Source organism: Cupriavidus mimosae (genome assembly GCF_023952485.1).
Lineage (GTDB): Bacteria > Pseudomonadota > Gammaproteobacteria > Burkholderiales > Burkholderiaceae > Cupriavidus > Cupriavidus taiwanensis_C.
In genome coordinates this window covers 20316-40067 of sequence record NZ_JALHRY010000003.1, presented here as the reverse complement: position 1 = coordinate 40067, position 19752 = coordinate 20316, and the positions used below count along the sequence as shown (strand labels likewise).

16 protein-coding genes and 1 tRNA gene are annotated in these 19752 nt (G+C 67.8%); 5 read left to right on the top strand and 12 right to left on the bottom strand.

Annotated elements, in window-relative coordinates; all coding sequences use genetic code 11:
* Positions 1 to 21: 21 nt before the first annotated feature.
* The 9 genes from MKD50_RS06565 to gloB all read right to left on the bottom strand — a co-directional run bounded on the left by MKD50_RS06565 (position 22) and on the right by gloB (position 12253).
* Entirely contained in the window at positions 22 to 447 is a 426-nt protein-coding gene (locus MKD50_RS06565; RefSeq protein WP_115703792.1) for an acyl-CoA thioesterase, read from the bottom strand.
* The gene (locus MKD50_RS06560) at positions 444 to 2147 is read right to left on the bottom strand and encodes an AMP-binding protein (RefSeq protein ID WP_252666695.1); all 1704 of its coding nucleotides are present in this window, start codon (positions 2145 to 2147) and stop codon (positions 444 to 446) included. Before MKD50_RS06560 ends, MKD50_RS06565 begins: the two co-directional genes overlap by 4 nt.
* Before the next feature lie 49 nt (positions 2148 to 2196).
* Positions 2197 to 3366 carry an acyl-CoA dehydrogenase family protein gene (locus MKD50_RS06555; protein WP_252666694.1) on the bottom strand — a complete coding sequence of 390 codons (1170 nt, stop codon included), beginning with the start codon at positions 3364 to 3366 and terminating at the stop codon, positions 2197 to 2199.
* Positions 3367 to 3372: 6 nt separating this feature from the next.
* Complete coding sequence (locus MKD50_RS06550) at positions 3373 to 4224, bottom strand: enoyl-CoA hydratase family protein (RefSeq protein WP_240072321.1); 852 nt, start codon at positions 4222 to 4224, stop codon at positions 3373 to 3375.
* Between the two features lie 34 nt (positions 4225 to 4258).
* Positions 4259 to 5062 (bottom strand): SDR family NAD(P)-dependent oxidoreductase, encoded by an 804-nt coding sequence (locus MKD50_RS06545; protein ID WP_252666693.1) that lies wholly within the window; start codon positions 5060 to 5062, stop codon positions 4259 to 4261.
* Complete coding sequence (locus MKD50_RS06540; protein ID WP_252666692.1) at positions 5059 to 7413, bottom strand: bifunctional salicylyl-CoA 5-hydroxylase/oxidoreductase; 2355 nt, start codon at positions 7411 to 7413, stop codon at positions 5059 to 5061. The genes MKD50_RS06545 and MKD50_RS06540 overlap by 4 nt, the downstream gene beginning before the upstream one ends.
* 188 nt (positions 7414 to 7601) lie before the next feature.
* Positions 7602 to 9527: a propionate--CoA ligase gene (locus MKD50_RS06535; protein ID WP_371925307.1), complete on the bottom strand. Its 1926-nt coding sequence runs from the start codon at positions 9525 to 9527 to the stop codon at positions 7602 to 7604.
* A 143-nt stretch (positions 9528 to 9670) separates the two neighbouring features.
* A complete protein-coding gene (locus MKD50_RS06530) occupies positions 9671 to 11347 on the bottom strand; it encodes a transglycosylase SLT domain-containing protein (RefSeq protein WP_240072325.1) in 1677 nt (558 codons plus the stop codon).
* A 105-nt stretch (positions 11348 to 11452) separates the two neighbouring features.
* Complete coding sequence (gene gloB / locus MKD50_RS06525; RefSeq protein WP_115703808.1) at positions 11453 to 12253, bottom strand: hydroxyacylglutathione hydrolase; 801 nt, start codon at positions 12251 to 12253, stop codon at positions 11453 to 11455.
* Between the two features lie 12 nt (positions 12254 to 12265).
* Here gloB and MKD50_RS06520 point away from each other — a divergent pair, with 12 nt between their 5' ends.
* The 4 genes from MKD50_RS06520 to MKD50_RS06505 all read left to right on the top strand — a co-directional run bounded on the left by MKD50_RS06520 (position 12266) and on the right by MKD50_RS06505 (position 14537).
* A complete protein-coding gene (locus MKD50_RS06520) occupies positions 12266 to 13066 on the top strand; it encodes a methyltransferase domain-containing protein (RefSeq protein WP_115703810.1) in 801 nt (266 codons plus the stop codon).
* Between the two features lie 72 nt (positions 13067 to 13138).
* Positions 13139 to 13576 carry a ribonuclease HI gene (rnhA, locus tag MKD50_RS06515; RefSeq protein WP_018007845.1) on the top strand — a complete coding sequence of 146 codons (438 nt, stop codon included), beginning with the start codon at positions 13139 to 13141 and terminating at the stop codon, positions 13574 to 13576.
* 56 nt (positions 13577 to 13632) lie between these two features.
* The gene (gene dnaQ / locus MKD50_RS06510; RefSeq protein WP_252666690.1) at positions 13633 to 14373 is read left to right on the top strand and encodes a DNA polymerase III subunit epsilon; all 741 of its coding nucleotides are present in this window, start codon (positions 13633 to 13635) and stop codon (positions 14371 to 14373) included.
* A gap of 89 nt (positions 14374 to 14462) precedes the next feature.
* Positions 14463 to 14537, top strand: a tRNA-Val gene (locus MKD50_RS06505).
* 52 nt (positions 14538 to 14589) lie between these two features.
* On the opposite strand, the gene MKD50_RS06500 is transcribed toward MKD50_RS06505, so the two are convergent.
* Positions 14590 to 15195 carry a cysteine hydrolase family protein gene (locus tag MKD50_RS06500; protein ID WP_252666689.1) on the bottom strand — a complete coding sequence of 202 codons (606 nt, stop codon included), beginning with the start codon at positions 15193 to 15195 and terminating at the stop codon, positions 14590 to 14592.
* A 258-nt stretch (positions 15196 to 15453) separates the two neighbouring features.
* On the opposite strand from MKD50_RS06500, the gene MKD50_RS06495 reads away from it, so the two are divergent.
* Positions 15454 to 17454, top strand: a complete 2001-nt coding sequence (locus MKD50_RS06495) for a sensor domain-containing diguanylate cyclase (RefSeq protein WP_252666688.1) — start codon at positions 15454 to 15456, stop codon at positions 17452 to 17454.
* A gap of 105 nt (positions 17455 to 17559) precedes the next feature.
* On the opposite strand, the gene MKD50_RS06490 is transcribed toward MKD50_RS06495, so the two are convergent.
* Together MKD50_RS06490 and MKD50_RS06485 are read right to left on the bottom strand one after the other, a co-directional pair.
* Positions 17560 to 19299 carry an ABC transporter substrate-binding protein gene (locus MKD50_RS06490; protein ID WP_256503586.1) on the bottom strand — a complete coding sequence of 580 codons (1740 nt, stop codon included), beginning with the start codon at positions 19297 to 19299 and terminating at the stop codon, positions 17560 to 17562.
* Between the two features lie 139 nt (positions 19300 to 19438).
* The gene (locus tag MKD50_RS06485; RefSeq protein WP_115703817.1) at positions 19439 to 19747 is read right to left on the bottom strand and encodes a DUF2160 domain-containing protein; all 309 of its coding nucleotides are present in this window, start codon (positions 19745 to 19747) and stop codon (positions 19439 to 19441) included.
* Positions 19748 to 19752 lie beyond the last annotated feature (5 nt).

Below are 19752 nucleotides of genomic sequence, written 5' to 3'. Positions count from 1 at the left end.
GAGTGAATGGAATACCTGGATTCAGGCCGTAGCGACCAGGTAGGCCGACATGGCCTCGCGCACGGCATCGGGCAATGGCTGCGGAGCAATCGAGCCAGTATCGACGCAGACCAGCCGCTGCGTCACTTCCATGCGGGTATCGTCATGCGGGCCGGCGAAGCGGATCGCAAGGGTAAAGCTGGACTGGCCCAGTTTCAGCACGCGCAGCTCGCGCGTCAGCACCTCGCCCAGCCGGCTGGGCGCCAGAAAGCGGCACTCCAGTTCGGCAGTCGGCACGCCGGCACGGCCCTCGCCATGCATGACATCGAAAGGCCAGCCGAGCGCCTCGCCAAACCAGTCTTCGATGAAGTCGTTGAGCATCTCGAAATAGCGCGGGTAGAACACGATGCCCGCGGCGTCGCAGTGCTTGAAGCGCACCAGCACGGTGCTGCGGAACACGGGACTCATGGCTTCCCCGCACCGTTGTTGCTGCGACCGTTACCACCGCTGCCACCGCTACCCTGCTCCGCCATCTGGCGCAGCCGGAAACGCTGCAGCTTGCCGGTCTCGGTGCGCGGCAGCGCCGGCACGAACTCGATGCGGCGCGGGTACTTGTATGGCGCGATCTGCCGCTTCACGTAGTCCTGCAGCGCGGTGCGCGTGACGTCGTCCGCGGGCACGCCTTCGCGCAGCACCACGTAGGCCATTACCACCTGGCCGCGCCCGTCGTCCGGCGCGCCGACCACGCCGCATTCGGCCACCGCCTCGTGCTGCATCAGCGCGCTCTCCACCTCCGGCCCGGCGATGTTGTAGCCCGCCGAGATGATCATGTCATCTGAGCGTGCCTGGTAGAAGTAATAGCCGTCCGCGTCGGCGACGAAGGTATCGCCCGGCAGGTTCCAGCCGGCCTTCACATAGTTGGCCTGGCGCGGGTCGTCCAGGTAGCGGCAGCCGGTCGGGCCCTGCACCGCCAGCTTGCCGACCTGGCCGGGCGGCAGCGGTCGCATCTCCTCGTCGACGATCTGCGCCACGTAGCCGGGCACCACCTTGCCGATCGCGCCCGGCCTGACCTCGGCGCCGGCGCTGGAGATGAAGATGTGCATCATCTCGGTGCCGCCGATGCCATCGGTCATCTCGATGCCGGTGGCAGCCTTCCAGCTTTGCCGGGTGGCGTCGGGCAGCGCCTCGCCGGCCGACACGCTGTGCCGCAGGCTGGAGATATCGAAGCGCGGCGCCAGCGCCGCCATCTGCCGGTAGAAGGTGGGCGCGGTGAAGACGATGGTGGCGCGGAAGTCGTGGATCAGTTCCAGCAGCGATTCCGGCGTGAGCTTCTCAGCCAGCACCGTGCTGGCGCCGATGCGCAACGGGAAGCACAGCATGCCGCCGAGCCCGAAGGTGAACGCGATCGGCGGCGTGCCGCAGAAGATATCATCCGGCACGGAGCGCAGCACATGGCGCGGGAACAGGTCGCACATGGCCAGCACATCGCGGTGGAAATGCATGGTGCCCTTGGGCTGTCCGGTGGTGCCGCTGGTGAAGGCGATCAGGCAGGTATCGTCGCTGGCGGTGTCGCAGGCGTCGAAGCTGTCGGGCTTGCCCGCCATCGCGGCTTCCAGCGAACCTTCGCCGGTGCCGTTGAAATACAGCGCGCGGGCCAGGGTCGGACAATGGAATTCCCCGCCGGCGCGCTGGTTGGCGTCGAGGTCCTCGCGCAGCCGCGCATCGCAAAGCGCCGCGGTGACCTGCGCCTTGTCGACAATCTGCTTCAGTTCCCTGGCGCGCAGCAGCGGCATGGTCGGCACGGCAATCAGCCCGGCCTTGATGGTGGCGAGCCAGCTTGCGGCCATCATCAGGTTGTTGGGGCCGCGCAGCAGCACGCGGTTGCCGGGCACCAGCGCCATGTCCTCGACCAGCACGTGGGCGATGCGGTTGACCAGCGCCGCCAGCTGCGCGTAGGTGACCGTCTCGATCTGGCCCGTCTGACCGTTGCGATGGCGAATGGCGATGCGCTCCCCGCGGCCTTCGCGCACGTGGCGGTCGACCAGTTCCACCGCGCAGTTCATTCGCGCCGGGTAGTCGGTGTCGGCATTGAAGCGGAACACCGGCCACTGCTCGGGCGGCGGCAGGCGGTCGCGGGCGAAGGTATCGAGGTGGGCGGTGGTCGCCATGGCTTGTCTCCTGTCTGCTCTGTCGGTACGGCAGTTCCGGGCGCATGGCTCAGGCCTTCCGGCCGGCCAGTGTTTCGCGGGCGATGATCAGCTTCTGCACTTCGGTCGCGCCTTCATAGATGCGCAGCGAGCGGATCTCGCGGTACAGGCTTTCCACGCGCGTGCCGACCTTGACGCCGAGGCCGCCGAACATCTGCACCGCGCGGTCGATGACCTGCTGCGCGTTCTCGGTCGCGACCATCTTGGCCATCGCCGCTTCGCGCGTGGTGCGCTCTTTCCTGACGTCCCGCAGCCAGGCCGCGCGATAGGTCAGCAGCGCGGCCGCGTCGATGGCCGTCGCCATGTCGCCGATGGCGGCCTGCGTCAATTGCAGGTCGGCCAGCACGCCGCCGAACATCGGGCGCTCGCACGCACGCGCCAGCGCATCGTCCAGCGCGGCGCGGCCGAAGCCCAAAGCCGCCGCGGCCACCGAGGCGCGGAAGATGTCGAGCGTCATCATCGCCACCTTGAAGCCCTGCCCCGCCTCGCCCAGCCGGTTGCCGACCGGCACGCGGCAGTTGTCGAAGCGCAGCGTGGCAAGCGGGTGCGGCGCGATCACGTCGATGCGCTCGGCAATGGTCAGGCCTGGCGTATCCGCATCGACCACGAAGGCCGAGATGCCGCGCGCGCCCGGCGCTTCGCCGGTGCGCACGAACACGCAGTAGAAGTCCGCGATGCCGCCGTTCGAGATCCAGGTCTTGGCGCCATCGATCACATAGTGGCTGCCGTCTTCGGACAGCCGCGCGCTGCATTGCATCGCCGCCACATCCGAGCCGGCTTCCGGCTCCGACAGCGCGAACGCGGCAATCGCCTCGCCGCGGGCCACGCGCGGCAGGTAGCGCGCGCGCAGCGGGTCGCTGCCCGCCAGCGAAATCGCCCCCGAGCCCAGTCCCTGCATCGCGAAGGCAAAATCGGCCAGGGCGTCATGGCGCGCGAGCGTCTCGCGCAGCAGGCACAGCGAGCGCGAATCCAGCGCCGGCAGCGCGCCGCCATGCGCGGCCGGCACGCAATAGCGCAGCCAGCCGGCCTCGCCCAGCTGCCGCACCAGCGCGCGGCACGCGGCGTCGGTATCGCTGTGGTCGACGCGCAGGTGTTGCCCGCACCATGCGTCGAGTTCCCGCTCCAGCGCGCGGTGGGCGTCGTCGAACAGCGGCAGATCGAGGTAGGTCTTGTCGGACATGGCGCTTCAGTCCCCTTCGAACACTGGCTTGGTCTTGGCCACGAAAGCCTCGTAGGCGCGGCGGAAATCGCGCGTCTGCATGCAGATCGCCTGCGCCTCGGCTTCGGCCTCGATGGCCTCGTCCAAACCCATGTTCCATTCCTGGTGCAGCAGCCTCTTGGTCACGCCATGGGCGAAGGTGGGGCCGGCGGCCAGTTGCGCGGCGAGCGCCTGCGCCTGCGCCAGCACCGCGTCGGACGGGTGCAGCGCGTTGAAGAAGCCCCACTGCAGCCCTTCCTCCGCGCTCATCGAACGGCCCGTGTACAGCAGCTCGCTGGCGCGGCCCTGCCCGATCACGCGCGGCAGCAGCGTGCATGCGCCCATGTCGGCGCCGGCCAGGCCGACGCGCGTGAACAGGAACGCGGTCTTGGCCAGCGCCGTGCCCAGGCGCATGTCGGAAGCCAGCGCCATCATCGCGCCGGCGCCGGCGCAGATGCCGTCGACCGCGCTCACCACGGGCTGCGGGCAGGCGCGCATCGCCTTGACCAGGTCGCCGGTCATGCGCGTGAAGTCGAGCAACTCGGGCATCGACATGCGCGTCAGCGGGCCGATGATCTCGTGCACGTCGCCGCCCGAGCAATAGTTGCCGCCGGCGCCGGTTACCACCACCGCCTTGATGTCGCTGGCGTAGCACAGGCCGCGGAACAGGTCGCGCAGCTCGGCGTAGGAATCGAAGGTCAGCGGGTTCTTGCGTTCGGGCCGGTTCAGCGTGACGGTGCCGACCTTGCCGTCGGCGGACACCGACCACAGGAAATGCTCGGGCTGGAAGCCGGCAAAGCTGCGCTTGTGGTGGCGCATGTCGAGTGCGATCTCTGTCATGGGTTCTCTCGTTGTCTGCTGCAGTCAGTGTGCTTCAGCCCGCCATCACTTCGCCGCCGGCGACGGGGATGGCCTGCCCGGTGATCGCCGCCGCGGACGGCTGGCACAGCCAGGCCACCGCGTCGGCCACTTCGTCGGGCTGCACCAGCCGGCGTTGCGGATTGCGCGCGGCCAGTTCGGCGCGCGCCTGGTCCTCGCTGCGGCCGGTCTTGCCGACGATATTGGCGACGGCGTCGCGCACGATGTCGGTTTCGGTATAGCCCGGGCATACCGCGTTGACGGTCACGCCCCTGGTTGCGGTTTCCAGCGCCAGCGCGCGGGTCAGGCCAATCACGCCGTGCTTGGCGGCGCAGTAGGCGCTGACGTAACCATAGCCGATCAGCCCTGCGGTGCTGGCTACGTTGACGATGCGGCCCCAGCCCGCGTCGAGCATCGCCGGCAGCGCCGCCTGGGTGCACAGGAAGGTGCCGGTGAGGTTCACATCGAGCATGCGCTGCCACAGCGCGGCGTCGGTCTTCAGGAATGGCGCGCTGTGCGCCTGCCCGGCGTTGTTGACCAGCATCGCGACCGGGCCGGCCTGTTCCGTGGCCGCGGCGAAGGCGTGCGCCACGCTGACGGCATCGGCAATGTCGGCAGTGACGAACGACACGCTGGCGCCCGCCCGCGCCTGCCCGCGCAGCGCCTGCACCGTCGCCTGCAGCGTGCCGGCCTCGCGCCCCAGCAGCGTGACGCTGGCGCCGTCGGCCAGCAGCCGCCGCGCGATTGCCGCGCCGATGCCGCGCCCGCCGCCGGTCACCAGCGCGTGCCGGCCGGCCAGAGTTGACGTGCTGCCCGTCATGCCTGCTTCTCCTGCGCCGCGGCGCGCTCGAGATTGGTTTCCAGCTGCCGCTTGCCCGCCAGGTATTGCTTGGGCCAGGCAATGTCGCGGTAGCCGATGCGCGCGGCCTCCTGCAGCGTCCAGGCCGGGTTGGCCAGGTGCGGCCGCGCGATCGCGCACAGGTCGGCGCGGCCTGCGGCGATGATCGAGTCGACATGGTCCGCCTCGAAGATCGCACCCACCGCGATGGTGGCGATGCCGGCCTCGTTGCGGATGCGGTCGGCGAACGGGGTCTGGTACATGCGGCCGTAGACCGGCGCCTGGTCGGGGCTGACCTGGCCCGACGAGCAGTCGATCATGTCGGCGCCCGCGCCCTTGAAGGCGCGCGCGATCTCGACCGCATCATCGGGCGTGATGCCGCCCTCGACCCAGTCATGCGCGGAGATGCGCACCGACATCGGCTTGTCCTGCGGCCACACCGCGCGCACCGCGGCGAACACCTCGAGCGGATAGCGCAGCCGCGCCGCCAGCGAACCGCCGTATGCGTCGTCGCGCGTATTGGTCAGCGGCGAGATAAAGCTCGACAGCAAATAGCCGTGCGCGCAGTGCAGCTCGAGCCAGTCGAAGCCGGCCTCGGCCGCGCGCCGCGCGCTGGCGACGAAATCATCGCGCACACGGTCCATGTCGGCGCGCGTCATCGCGCGCGGGGTCTGCGATTCGCCCGGCAGGTAAGGCAGCGGCGAGGCCGAGATCACCGGCCAGTTGCCCTGCGGCAGCGGATGGTCCATCGCCTCCCAGCCGAGCTGGGTCGAGCCCTTGCGGCCCGAGTGGCCGATCTGCATCGCGATGCGGGCATCGCTGCTGGCATGCACGAAATCAACGATGCGCTTCCAGGCGTCGCGCTGCGCATCGTTCCACAGGCCCGGGCAGCCGGGCGTGATGCGCGCATCGGGGGACACGCAGGTCATTTCCGCCACCACCATGCCGGCGCCGCCGAGCGCACGCGAGCCCAGGTGGACCAGATGGAAGTCGCCCGGCACGCCGTCGGTGCAGGAATACATCGCCATCGGCGACACCACCACGCGGTTCTTCAGCGTGACGCCGCGCACGCGGAACGGCGTGAACATCGGCGGCAGCGGCTGGTGCGCCTGCAGCTTCAGGCTGTCGGCCGGCACCCCGGCCTGCTGCGCCAGCCAGTGCTCGAACTGCGCGACATAGCCGGCATCGCGCACGCGCAGGTTCTCGTGCGAGATCCGTTGCGAGCGCGTCAGCAGCGAATAGGCGAACTGCTCCGGCGGCAGGCTGCCGGCATAGCGCTCGACGTTCTCGAACCACTCGGTCGAGTTGCGCGCCGCGTTCTGGATCTTCAGCACTTCCACGCCGCGCGTGGCTTCATAGCGCGCCAGCGCATCGGGCAGGCCGTCGTGGCCGCTGCCACGGATCTCTTCGGCCAGGTCGATGGCATCCTCGAGTGCCAGCTTGGTCCCGGAGCCGATCGAGAAATGCGCGGTGTGGGCGGCATCGCCCATCAGCACCACCGGCACGCGGCGGCCGTCCGGCAAGGTGTTCCAGTGCACCCATTGCCGGCAGATCACGCGCGGGAAGCGGATCCAGATTGCCGAGCCGCGCAGGTGCGCCGCGTTGCTGATCAGCTTGTTGCCGTCGAGGTAGCGCGCGAACAGCTTCTCGCAGTAGGCCACGCCCTCTTCCTGGCTCATCTGCTCGATGCCGGCGGCGCGCCAGACCGCTTCCGGGGTCTCGACGATAAAGGTCGAGGTGTTGTCGTCGAAGCGGTAGGCATGCGCCTGGAACCAGCCGTGCTCGGTCTTTTCAAAGGCAAAGGTGAAGGCGTCGAACAGCTTGTGCGTGCCCAGCCAGACAAAGCGGCACTGGCGCGTATCGATGTCCGGCCGGAAACTGTCGGCATAGCGGGTGCGGATGCGGCTGTTCAGGCCGTCCGAGGCGATCACCAAGTCGGCCCGGTATTGCATCGCCAGCGCCTGGTCGTCGGACACATCGGTCTCGAACACCAGCTTCACCCCGAGCGCTTCGCAGCGCGCCTGCAGGATGTTCAACAGGCGCTTGCGGCCGATGCCGATAAAGCCATGCCCGCCCGAGCGGATGGTGCGCCCGTCGATATGGATGTCGATATCGTCCCAATGGTTGAAGGCGGCGTTGATCTCGCTGGCGCTGGCCGGGTCGGCTTGCTTCAGGTTGTCCATGGTGGCGTCCGAGAACACCACGCCCCAGCCGAAGGTGTCGTAAGGTCGGTTGCGCTCGACCACGATGACCTCGTTGGCCGGATCCTGCAATTTCATCAGCAGGCCGAAATACAGGCCGGCGGGGCCTCCGCCAATACAAAGCACGCGCATTCTGTTGCCTCCTGCGGGCTGTGCCGGGCGCGCCGCATATTGCGCACCGTCCCGGAATACACGGCCATCTAGATCAAGATTAAATATTTTATGCTTCAAATATTAGACTGCATCACGACCAATGGCAAGGCGGCGATGCGGTGTGGCGTGCGCGACACCGCCACCGCCCCTCCTTCCGCCCTGCCCCGCTAGCCCTTCAAGGCGGCCTGCAGCTGTTCCAGCGCGCCCGGATCTTCGATCGTCGTCAGGTCGCCCGGGTCGCGGCCCTCGGCCACGGCCTGCATGGCGCGCCGCAGCAGCTTGCCGGAACGCGTCTTCGGCAGCGCATTGACGAACAGCACGCGCGCCGGGCGGGCCACCGCGCCCAATTGCTGCTCGACTGTCTTCATCAGCTCTCCCTCCAGCGCCAGCCGCGCCTGCGGCGTGGCCGTGCGCGCCGGATCGCGGGCGATGCAGAACGCCATTGCCACCTGCCCCTTGAGGGTATCCTGCACGCCGACCACGGCCACCTCGGCCACGGCGGGGCTGGACGACAGGCTTTCCTCGATCTCGCGCGTGCCCAGCCGGTGGCCGGCGACGTTGATCACGTCGTCGGTGCGCCCCAGGATAAAGACGTAGCCGTCGGCATCGCGCACGCCCCAGTCGAAGGTCGAATAGCACAGTCGGTTCGGCACCGCCTGCCAATAAGTGCGCACGAAGCGGTCGTCGTCGCCCCACACCGTGCTCATGCACCCCGGCGGCAGCGGGCCGTCGATGGCGACCACGCCCTTCTGCCCGGGCGGGCATTCCGCGCCGGTGTTCTCGTCGACGATCTTCAGGTCATAGCCGTAGGCGGGCACGCCCGGCGAGCCCAGCTTGGGCGGCAGAGCCTCGAGGCCGCGCTGGATCGCGATGATGGGCCAGCCGGATTCGGTCTGCCAGTAGTTGTCGACCACCGGCTTGCCCAGGCCGTCCTGGATCCAGCGCGCGGTCGGCTCGTCGAGCGGCTCGCCGGCCAGGAACAGCAGGCGCAGGCTGGACAGGTCGTAGCGCGTCAGCCACGCCGGGTCCTGCTTCTTCAGCACGCGGATCGCGGTGGGCGCGCTGAACATCAGGTTGACCCGGTATTGCTCGACCAGGCGCCACAGGATGCCGCCATCGGGCCGGATCGGCGTGCCTTCATACATCAGCGTGGCCATGCCGGCCAGCAGCGGGCCATAGACGATATAGCTGTGCCCCACCACCCAGCCGATGTCCGACGCGGTGAACATGGTGTCGCCGGCCTTGCCGCAGAAGATGTATTCCATCGAGGTGGCCAGCGCCACCGCATAGCCGCCGGTATCGCGCTGCACGCCCTTGGGCTTGCCGGTGGTGCCCGAGGTATACAGCACATAGGAGGGCTCGCTTGACTCAAGCCACACGCATGGCACCTGCACGCCGCCGACGCGCTCGCGCCACGCGGCATAGTCTTCATCGCGGCCTTCGGTGCGGGGCATGTCCGCCAGTTGCCGGTCCACCAGCAGCACCTTCTCGGGCTGGTGCGACGACAGCCGGATGGCCTCGTCCAGCAGCGGCTTGTACGGCACCACCTTGCCCGCGCGCGAACCGGCGTCGGCGCTGACCACCACGCGCGGCCGCGCATCCTCGATGCGCGCGGCCAGGCTGACCGAGGCAAAGCCGCCGAACACCACCGAATGGATCGCGCCGATGCGCGCGCACGCCAGCATGGCGAAGGCGGCTTCGGGGATCATCGGCATATAGATCAGCACGCGGTCGCCCCGCTGCACCCCCAGTTGCTGCAGGATCGCGGCCATGCGGCTGACCTCGTCGTGCAGCTCGGCGTAGGTGAAACTGCGGGCCTGGTCGGTCTCGGTCGAGACCCAGTGCAGCGCCGGCTGGCTGGCGCGGGCCGCGAGGTGGCGGTCGACCGCGTTGTGGCACAGGTTGGTGCGCCCGCCGACGAACCAGCGCGTGAAGGGTGCGCGGCTGTTGTCGAGCGCCGGGCTGAACGGGGTTTCCCAGTCGATGCGTGCCGCCTGTTCGGCCCAGAACCCCTCGGGGTCGGCCAGCGAACGGGCATGCGCGGCATGGCTTGCCGTCATGTCTGTCTCCTCCGCGTCTGCGGTCGTTGGAATCTGCCCGTAGTTTGCCACCGGCCCGGGCGCTCGTGGCCACGGTTTCAGCGCGCTGCCGCACGGGGCGGCGCAGGCACATGAAAAAAGGGGCGTGCCGACGGCATCGCCCCTTTTTGCTGTCCAGCGTCGCGCCGGCGGTTACGTCAGCGCGTCTTGACGCCTTTGGCGCTGGCCTTGGTGGTGGTCTTTGCCGACACCTTGGCGACTGCCGGCGTCTTGGACGCGCGTCGCGGCGCGGCCTCGACCACCACCCGCTGGCGCGCCTCGCCCTTGCCCTTGGCGGAAACCCGGACCACCCTGGCGCCCTTGCCGGCCTTGCCCGATGGTTCCTTGCGGCTGGCCTGTTCGCTGCGCTCGGCCCGCTCGGCCCGGTCCGCGCGTTCGGCACGGGCCGCGCGCACGGCGCCGGCGCCGCGCACCGGCACCATCAGCACCAGGCTCTGCCCGGCCACCAGCTTGGTGCCGGCCAGCTTGTTCCACGACTGCACCTGCCCCGCCGAGACGCCATAGCGCCGCGCCACCGAGGTCACGGTATCGCGCCGGCCGGCGCGCACCACCACGCGGCGCGCATCGGGCAGGTCCGGCTCCATCGCCAGCATGGCGCTGTCGGCGAGGGTGGCGCTGATGTCCTGGTCATGCCGGCCCGAGCGCGGGATCATCACGGTCGAGCCCGCCTTCAGGCGCATGCCCTTGGGGATGCTGTTGATCTCGCGCAGCGTGTCGGCATCGACATTCAGCCGCGCCGCCAGCGATTCGACGCGCTCGCGGCTGTCCACCGTCACCGCGGCCCAGCTCGACAGGCCGCCGCGATAGGTATTCAGGTTGTACTGGAAGCGCTCGGCGTTATCGAACGGCAGCAGGATCTGCGGGTTCGACGCGCCCAGGATCACCGGCCGGTTGAACGACGGGTTCAGCGCCTTGAATTCCTCCACCGACATGTCGGCCAGCTTGGCGGCCAGGTTGACGTCGATGTCGCGCGAGGTGGTCACCGTGACGAAGTAAGGGTGGTCCGGGATCTCGGGCAGCTTGACGCCGTACGCGGCCGGGTTGGCGATGATGTTCTTGACCGCCTGCAGCTTGGGCACGTAGTAGCGCGTCTCGTTGGGCATCGGCAGGCTGGCGTAGTCGGTCGGCAGCCCGCGCGCCTGGTTGCGCGCAATCGCGCGCGACACCGCGCCCTCGCCCCAGTTGTAAGCCGCCAGCGCCAGGTGCCAGTCGCCGAACATGTCGTAGAGCCGCGCCAGGTAGTCGAGGGCGGCGTCGGTCGAGGCCAGCACGTCGCGGCGCTCGTCGCGGAACATGTTCTGCTTCAGGTTATAGAACTTGCCCGTGCTCGGGATGAATTGCCACATCCCGGCCGCCTTGGCGGTGGACTGCGCCTGCGGGTTGAAGGCGCTCTCGACGAACGGCAGCAGCGCCAGCTCGGTCGGCATCTTGCGCTGTTCCAGCTCCTCGACGATGTGATAGAGGTAGCGGCTCGAACGCCCGACCATCCGTTCCATGTACTCCGGCCGCTGCGCATACCACTGGGTGCGATCGTCGACCAGCGTGCCCTCCAGGTCCGTCATGGCAAAGCCGCGCCGGATGCGGTCCCAGATATCGTTGGACGGGCCGCGCAGCCAGTCCAGGCCGCCCTGGTCGACATTGATGGTGGAAGTGGAAGAGAGCGCGGACTTGTCGCTGAGGGTGTTGAGCGGGTCCCGCTTGGCAGTCTGGGCGGTCGCGGCACCGTCGGCGCCTTCAGGCGGCGTGGGGGTGCTGGCGCACGCTGCAAGCAGCGCGGCGCACGCGACCACCGCCAGTAATCGACCAATTTTCATTAAGTTCTCAAATCGTGACGCTAAAAGGTTGCGTGATGCTAAAAAAAACCGCGTATCGCGTCAATCAGATTTTCCACATAGCCGGTATCCGGAGCCGACCCAGCCTCAGCGGAAGTTGTCCTTCCAGCCGCGCAGCGCGCCGAATGCCTGCGCATCGCCTGCGGTGGCGCCTCCATGGGCCGACACCGCGGCGCGCACCGCCGGTTCGCGCGAACGCAGGAAGGGGTTGACCTGGCGCTCGTGGGCGATGGTGGTCGGCAGCGTCGGCCGGTCCGCGGCGCGCAGCGCCTCGACGCGCTGCTCCCATGCCTCGAGCGCGGCGTTGCCGGGCTCCACCGCGCGCGCGAAGCGCACATTGCTGCGCGTGTATTCGTGCGCGCAATAGACGCGGGTATCGCCGGGCAGCGCCGCCAGCTTGTCCAGCGACGCGAGCATCTGCGCCGGCGTGCCTTCGAACAGGCGCCCGCAGCCGCTGGCAAACAGGGTATCGCCGCAGAACACGGCCGGGCCGGCTGCACCGAGGTCCGCGACGTAGGCGATATGGCCGGCAGTGTGGCCGGGCACGTCCAGCACCCGCAGCGTCAGCGCCGGCGCCTCGAGCGTTGCCACGTCGCCCTCGCGCAGCGCCCGGGTGCGCCCGCCAATACGCTCGCCCGCCGGCCCAAGCACCGGCAGCGGTTCGCCCGAGGGCGCGCGCGGATGCGCCGCCAGCAGCTCGGCCACGCCGCCCTGGTGATCGCCGTGGTGATGGGTGATTACAATAGCGCCCAGAGCCAGACCGCTTTGCGCCAGGAAGCGCTCCACCGGCGCGGCCTCGCCAGGATCGACCACGGCGGCGCAGTGCCCGTCGTGGATGGCCCAGATATAGTTATCCTGGAACGCCGGGATCGGCTCAACCTTCAACATGCGCATGCTCCTATGTCCAATCGTCCCAATCACCCGATTGTAAGCTGGGAAGACTGGCTGGCCTCGCCGCCCGGCGAGTACATGCTGCGCTGGGAGGCGCAGCAGTACGACCGGACCGTGACCGACATCTTCGGCTATCACGCGGTCCAGCTGGGCTTGCCCTATATCGACACCCTGCGCGAGAACCGGATGCCGTTCTCGGCGCTGGCGCTGGACCCGTCCAGCGGCCCGCACGGGCCCCGTGCCGCACATCCGGACGCACGCCAGCTGCTGTGCCGCTTTGACGAACTGCCGTTCGACACCCAGAGCATCGACCTGGTCACCCTGCCCCATATCCTGGAGTTCGCCGAAGACCCGCATGAAGTGCTGCGCGAAGTCTCGCGGGTGCTGATGCCCGAGGGTCGCGTGGTCGTCACCTGCTTCAACCCGATGAGCCTGTGGGGCGCGCGCCAGGGCATGAACCGGCTCGGCGCCACGCCGTTCCTGCCGACCGACGCACAGCAGATCGGCTTCGTGCGCATCAAGGACTGGCTCAAGCTGCTTGGCTTCGATATCATCCGCGGCCGCTTCGGCTGCTATTGCCCGCCGTACCGTACCGACCGCTGGCTGCAGCGCGCCGCCTTCATGGAAAAGGCCGGCGACCGCTGGTGGCCGATCTTCGGCGCGGTCTATATGATTTCGGCGATCAAGCGCGTGCGCAATATCCGGCTGGTCGGACCGGCCTGGAAGACCAAGCCGGCGCTGGCACCGGTGTCGGCACCGGTGGCCACGCCGACCGGCACGCATGGCAAGACCCCGGGCAGGGAACGCTGACGCGGTGCGGCCGCGCGTTCCCCCCTGCCCTCAATGCGCCGCCCGACCCGCGGGCGGCCACCACGGAATCACATGCAAGAAGTCACGATCTACTCCGACGGCGCCTGCAAGGGCAATCCCGGCCGCGGCGGCTGGGGCGCAGTGCTGGTCGCCGGCACCAGCGAAAAAGAGCTGTTCGGCGGCGAGCCGAACACCACCAACAACCGCATGGAAATGACCGCCGTGATCGAAGCGCTGCGCGCGCTCAAGCGGCCCTGCGTGGTGCGCGTCTATACCGATTCCCAGTACGTGCAGAAAGGCATCAGCGAATGGCTGCCCGGCTGGAAGGCGCGCGGCTGGAAGACCGCCGACAAGAAGCCGGTCAAGAACGCCGACCTGTGGCAGGCGCTGGACACCCTGGCGCAACCGCACCAGATCTCGTGGCACTGGGTGCGCGGCCACAACGGCCACCCCGGCAACGAACGCGCCGACGCGCTGGCCAACCGCGGCGTCGAATCGATCGGCCGCTGACCGATCCCGCAACACCGCCAACAACAAGCGCGGAACGCCCGCCCCGCTCCGCTAGAATGCCCGCCATGCGACAAATCGTTCTCGATACCGAAACCACCGGCCTGAATGCCGCCACCGGCGACCGCCTGATCGAAATCGGCTGCGTCGAACTGATGAACCGCCGCCTGACGGGACGCCACCTGCACTTCTACGTCAATCCGGAGCGCGACATCGACGAAGGCGCGATTGCCGTGCACGGCATCACCGTCGAGTTCCTGGCCGACAAGCCGCGCTTCGCCGAAGTTGCCCACGACATCCGCGAGTTCGTGCAGGACGCCGAGCTGATCATCCACAACGCGCAGTTCGACCTGGGCTTCCTCGACATGGAATTCCAGCTGCTCGGCCTGCCGCCGTTCCGCCAGCATGTCGGCAACGTGATCGATACCCTGCGCGAAGCGCGCCAGATGTTCCCCGGCAAGCGCAACTCGCTCGATGCGCTGTGCGAGCGCCTCGGCATCAGCAACGCCCACCGCACGCTGCACGGCGCGCTGCTGGACGCTGAGCTGCTGGCGGAGGTCTACCTGGCCATGACGCGCGGCCAGGATTCGCTGGTGATCGACACGCTCGACAGCGCCAGCGGCCAGGGCGGCATGGTCACCACCGCCGACCTGTCCCGGCTGGTCCTGCCGGTACTGCGCGCGACGGACGACGAGCAGCAGGCCCATCTGGCCCTGCTGAAGGGACTGGACAAGGCCAGCGGCGGCAAGACGGTATGGCAGGAAGATCCTGCCGAAGCCCCCGGAACGCTGGCCGCGTAAGAAAATTCAAAAAAAGGGCTTTACAAGATACAAGAACCTCTGCATAATCTCATTTCTCTGCTGCAAGACGGCAACGACGACGCAGACAGGGGTGGTTAGCTCAGCGGTAGAGCACTGCCTTCACACGGCAGGGGTCACAGGTTCAATCCCTGTACCACCCACCAGATTCAAAAAAAGCCAGCCTCGCGCTGGCTTTTTTCATTTCGGCACCTGCCGTCAGGGTCGCCAGGCAGCTGCATCGGCAACGACCGTGGCAAACCGGTCGTTCAGCGCAGCGAGCGTGCTGCGATGCAAATCTGCCGCCGGCACCGCCGGCCCACCCAGCGGATCCGGCAGGTCGCGCGTGGCGCAGGCCGCGGCAACGACGGTGCTGCGAAAACCGTGGTCGAGCGCGGCCCGCACCGTGGCGCTGACGCACATATGGGTCTGGAAGCCCGCAACGATCAACTCCTTGCGGCCAAGCCGCGACAGTTCATCGGCCAGCGTGGTACCAGCGAAGCTGTTGGGCAAACTCTTGATGACCGTGATCTCGCCACCTTCCGGCCCCACCCCTTCGATAAAGGCCGCATACGGGCCGGTCGGATCGAAGGCCGGGCTGCCCGCGCGGCCATGGTGCGCCACATGGATCACGGGCGTGCCGTGCGCGCGCGCCAGCCCCAGCAAGTCCGCGCAGGCAGCCACGGCGGCCGGCATGCCGGCCAGAGGGAGGCGACCATCGACATACTCGCGCTGATGGTCGATCAGGATCAGGACAGAGGAATCCCAGGCGGAAGGAATGCGGCTGGCTCCGGCAAGGTCGAGCAGTGTTGTGGGTGCGGTCATGGGCGTTGGACTTGTTTGTCTGGAGGGATCGGCCCGCGCGCAAGCGGGGCCAGCCAGCATCCTAACGGGTGACGCCAATGCGTGCTGCGCAGCGCTGGTCGACTTCAAGCCCGCACGCACCCGCGCTGATTGATGTTGCAAACAGTTTCGAAATCTCGCTTGACTTCTGCTAACCTCCCTATCACACCTTCGCGAACCCTGATCGGCCAGCGCGGGACGCGAAACGGGCCAGTGCGCACAAGAAAAAAGAAGTCAATCATGCAGCACTCTTTGAAGTATCGGATGGCCTTGGCCACGGCGGGGGTGGTGACGCTGATCATCGTGCTGCGCGCGCTCTACGCCCAGTATTACGCCTATGACAGCCTGAAGAACATGCTGCAGGCGCAGCAGGACAGGCTGGTCGAGATGGTCGCCGAGCAGCTCGATGAAAAGCTGCAGGGCCGCGCCGCCGTGCTGCACCGGCTGGCACGCCAGTTTGCCGCCATGCCCACGCCCATGCCGGCGGACTTGCGCCGGGCGTCGCAAGGCCTGGTCGACATTCCCGACACCTTCAACGCCGTTTTCCTGGCCTCGCCCGATGGCGAACTGACGTTCAGCACCGCCGTGCCGGATGGCGTGCGCCTGCGCGTCAACGACCGCGACTATTTCCGCGATGTCCTGCACGGCCAGTCGTTCGCGGTGTCGGACCTGATCCAGGGCAAGCAGACCAACGCACCGGGCGTGGTGCTGGCGGTGCCGATGCTGGGGCCCGCCGGCGAACTGCGCGGCGTGGTCGGCGGCGTGCTGAACCTGGCGGACAGCAACTTCCTGCGCGAGCTGTCGCACAGCCGGGTCGGCACTACCGGCAGCTTCTGCCTGGTGTCTTCCGGCACCAATCCCCGCTATGCGATGCATCCGGACCTGTCGCGCCTGCTGGCGCCGGCGCGCGCCATCGGCGAGGCCTGCGGCGCCGAGCAGCCGCCCGCGCTGCTGGAGATCCTGACGCCGACCCAGCCGATCGTCGCACGCTACCTGCTGGCCTCCAACGGCTGGGAGGTGGTGGCCGTGCTGCCCGCTGCCGAAGCCTATGCGCCGCTGCTCACGGTGCGCAAGCGGACCCTGGTGATGGGGGCGATCACCATGGCGATCGCGGCCGGATTGATGTGGCTGGTGATGTGGCGGCTGCTGGCGCCGCTGCAGCGGCTGCACCGCGCGGTGCGCCAGCTTGGCACCCACCCGGCAGCGGTGGCGGACCTGCCGGTCGGACGCGCCGACGAGATCGGCGAACTGGCGTCGAGCTTTGCCGAGGTCGTGGCGCAGCTGTCGGAGCGCGAGGCCGCGCTGCAGGCCGCCAAGGACCGTGCCGCCGCCAGCGAGAAGCGCATCGAGGCGATTGCCAACCATGTGCCGGACTTTATCTCCTTCATCGACATGCAGCAGCGCTACGTCTTCGTCAACGAGGCGTATGCACGTCGCTACGGCTTGCCGGCGCAGCAGATCGTAGGCCTGTCGCTGCGCGAGTTGTGGGGCACGCAGGAATACATGGCCTGCCAGGCCTACCTGCAGCAAGCCGGCACCGGCCAGGCCGTGACCTTTACCCGCGAAAGCGCGGCCGGTAACGAATGCATCGAAATCACTTGCCAGCCAGCGTGGAACGATGCTCAGGACACCGTGGTCGGCCTGCATATGTTCGGGCGCAACGTCACGCACGAGCGCGAAAAGCTGCGCAGCCTGGAAGCACAGACCGTCTCCGACTACCTGACCGGCCTGCTTAACCGCAAGGGCTTCGACCGGCGCCTGGCCGAAGCCATGGCGCGCGTCGGCGCCAGCGCATGCCCGCTGGCGCTGCTGCTGGTGGACCTGGACGACTTCAAGGCGGTCAACGACAACCACGGCCACCCCATCGGCGACCAGTTGCTGGTGGCATTCGCGCAGCGCCTGCGCGAATGCGTGCGCAAGGGCGATGCGGTCGCGCGCATCGGTGGCGACGAATTCGCGGTGATCCTTGATGGCATTGCCGATCGCCATGCCATGGCGTCGGTGGCCAACACCATCGTGCAAGCCGCGCGCATGCCCTTCGTGATCGATGGCCAAACGCTGGCGGCGTCGGCCAGCGTCGGCGCGGCCCTGCGCGATGCGCGGCACGCCATGACCGTGAGCGAACTGTTCCTGCACGCAGACATGGCGCTGTATCAAGCCAAGCGGCACGGCAAGGCGCGTTATGCCGCGCAGTCGGCGGATACGGCGGAGCCGTCCGGCCTGGCATCGCAAGCAGGCTAGCGCCGGCGGAATGAATGCGGCGGGTTCGCTCCCCTCTCCCGCAGGCGGGAGAGGGGAGCACCCAATGGGTCATTCACCCCGAGGTTCGCCGCAGCCTCAAACCCCTCAGCGCACTTGCCCCTCCTTCCACGCCTGCAGCAGCTTGTCGTACGGAATGGTCTCGCCCTTGGGCTTCTCGTTGGCGAGCTTCTTCCACGGCGCGTGGTCGTTCGACAGCCACTTGCCCGGATCGCCCTTCGTGTTCAGCTTGGGCGCGCAATGGCTCATGCCGGCGCGCTGAAGCCGCGCCATGACCTGGTCCATCTCATCGGCCAGCGTGTCCATCGCGGCTTGCGGCGTCTTCTCGCCGGTCACGGCGGTGGCCACGTTCTTCCACCACAGCTGGGCCAGCTTCGGATAATCCGGCACGTTGGTGCCGGTCGGGGTCCACGCCACGCGCGCGGGGCTGCGGTAGAACTCGACCAGGCCGCCATACTTGGCCGCGTTCTTGGTCAGGTAGTCGTGATGGATGTCGCTGTCGCGGATAAAGGTGAGCCCGGTCAGCGACTTCTTCAGCGATACCGTCTTCGAGGTCACGAACTGCGCGTACAGCCAGGCGCCGGCCAGCTTGTTGGGATCGGTGTTCTTGAAAAACGTCCACGAACCCACGTCCTGGTAGCCATTCTGCATGCCCTGTTTCCAGTACGGGCCATACGGCGACGGCGCCATGCGCCACTTGGGCGAGCCGTCGGCGTTGACGACCGGCAGGCCCTTCTTGGTCATGTCGGCGGTAAAGGCCGTGTACCAGAAGATCTGTTGCGCCACCTGGCCCTGCGCCGGCACCGGCCCGGCTTCGGAGAAGGTCATGCCCATCGCCTGCGGCGGCGCGTACTTCTTCATCCAGTCGATGTACTTGGTGAGCGCGTAGACTGCCGCCGGACTGTTGGTGGCGCCGCCGCGCGCCACCGAGGCGCCGACCGGCGTGCACTTGTCCTCGGCCACGCGGATGCCCCACTCGTCCACCGGCATGCCGTTGGGCAGGCCCTTGTCGGCGGTGCCGGCCATCGACAGCCAGGCGTCGGTGAAGCGCCAGCCCAGCGACGGGTCCTTCTTGCCGTAGTCCATATGGCCGTAGACCTTCTTGCCGTCGATCTCCTTGACGTCGTTGGTGAAGAAGTTGGCGATGTCCTCATAGGCGGACCAGTTGGTCGGCACGCCCAGGTCGTAGCCGTACTTGGCCTTGAACTTGACCTGCAGGTCCTTGCGCGCGAACCAGTCGGCGCGGAACCAGTACAGGTTGGCGAACTGCTGGTCGGGCAGCTGGTACAGCTTGCCATCCGGCGCGGTGGTGAACTTGGTGCCGATGAAGTCCTTCACATCCAGCCCGGGATTGGTCCATTCCTTGCCGGCGCCGTTCATGTAGTCGGTCAGCGGCAGGATCGAGCCATAGCGGTAGTGCGTGCCGATCAGGTCGGAGTCGGAGATCCAGCCGTCGTAGATCGACTTGCCGGACTGCATCGAGGTCTGCAGCTTCTCGACCACATCGCCTTCCTGGATCAGGTCATGGTTGACCTTGATGCCGGTGATCTCCTCGAACGCCTTGGCCAGGGTCTTGGACTCGTACTCATGCGTGGTGATGGTCTCGGACACCACGTTGATCTGCGTGACGCCCTTGGCCTTGAGCCTTGCGGCGGCATCGATGAACCACTTCATTTCCGCCGCCTGCTTGTCCCTGGACAGCGACGAGGGCTGGAACTCGTTGTCGATCCACTTCTTCGCTTCCGCTTCGCCCGCCCAGGCCGAACCGCAAGCCAGCGCGGCCGCGCAGGCAAGGGCTGACATCCCCAACGTCACGTGCACTTTCATCGGTGTCTCCTCAAGAATCCCCTGCCCCGGTGTTGGTCTGGATGGCGGCCCCGGGGTGGGGACAAGCCGCGTTTCCCGTGATTGCTTGTCGGTGCGTGTTAGTGCTCGTCGATGCTGGCCAATGCGGGCCGGCGCGGCGCTAGCCCTTGCGCAGGATCAGCGCCAGCACCAGCATCGAAGCCACGAAGCTGATCCACACCGACGGCTCTTCCGGCAGCGCCAGCCATGCGGCGAGCTTTTCGCCCAGGCCGACCCACGCCAGGTTGATCCATGCCGCGCCCATGAGCCCGATGAAAAGCCGGTCGCCGCGGGTGGTAGCGATCGGCAGGAAGCCCTTGCGCAGCACCGACGGCGAGCGCAGTTCCAGGATCGTCATGCCGATCAGCATCACTACGATGCAGCCAAAGAACACCGCCACCGGTGTGGTCCATACCATCCAGCTCAGCATTGGCG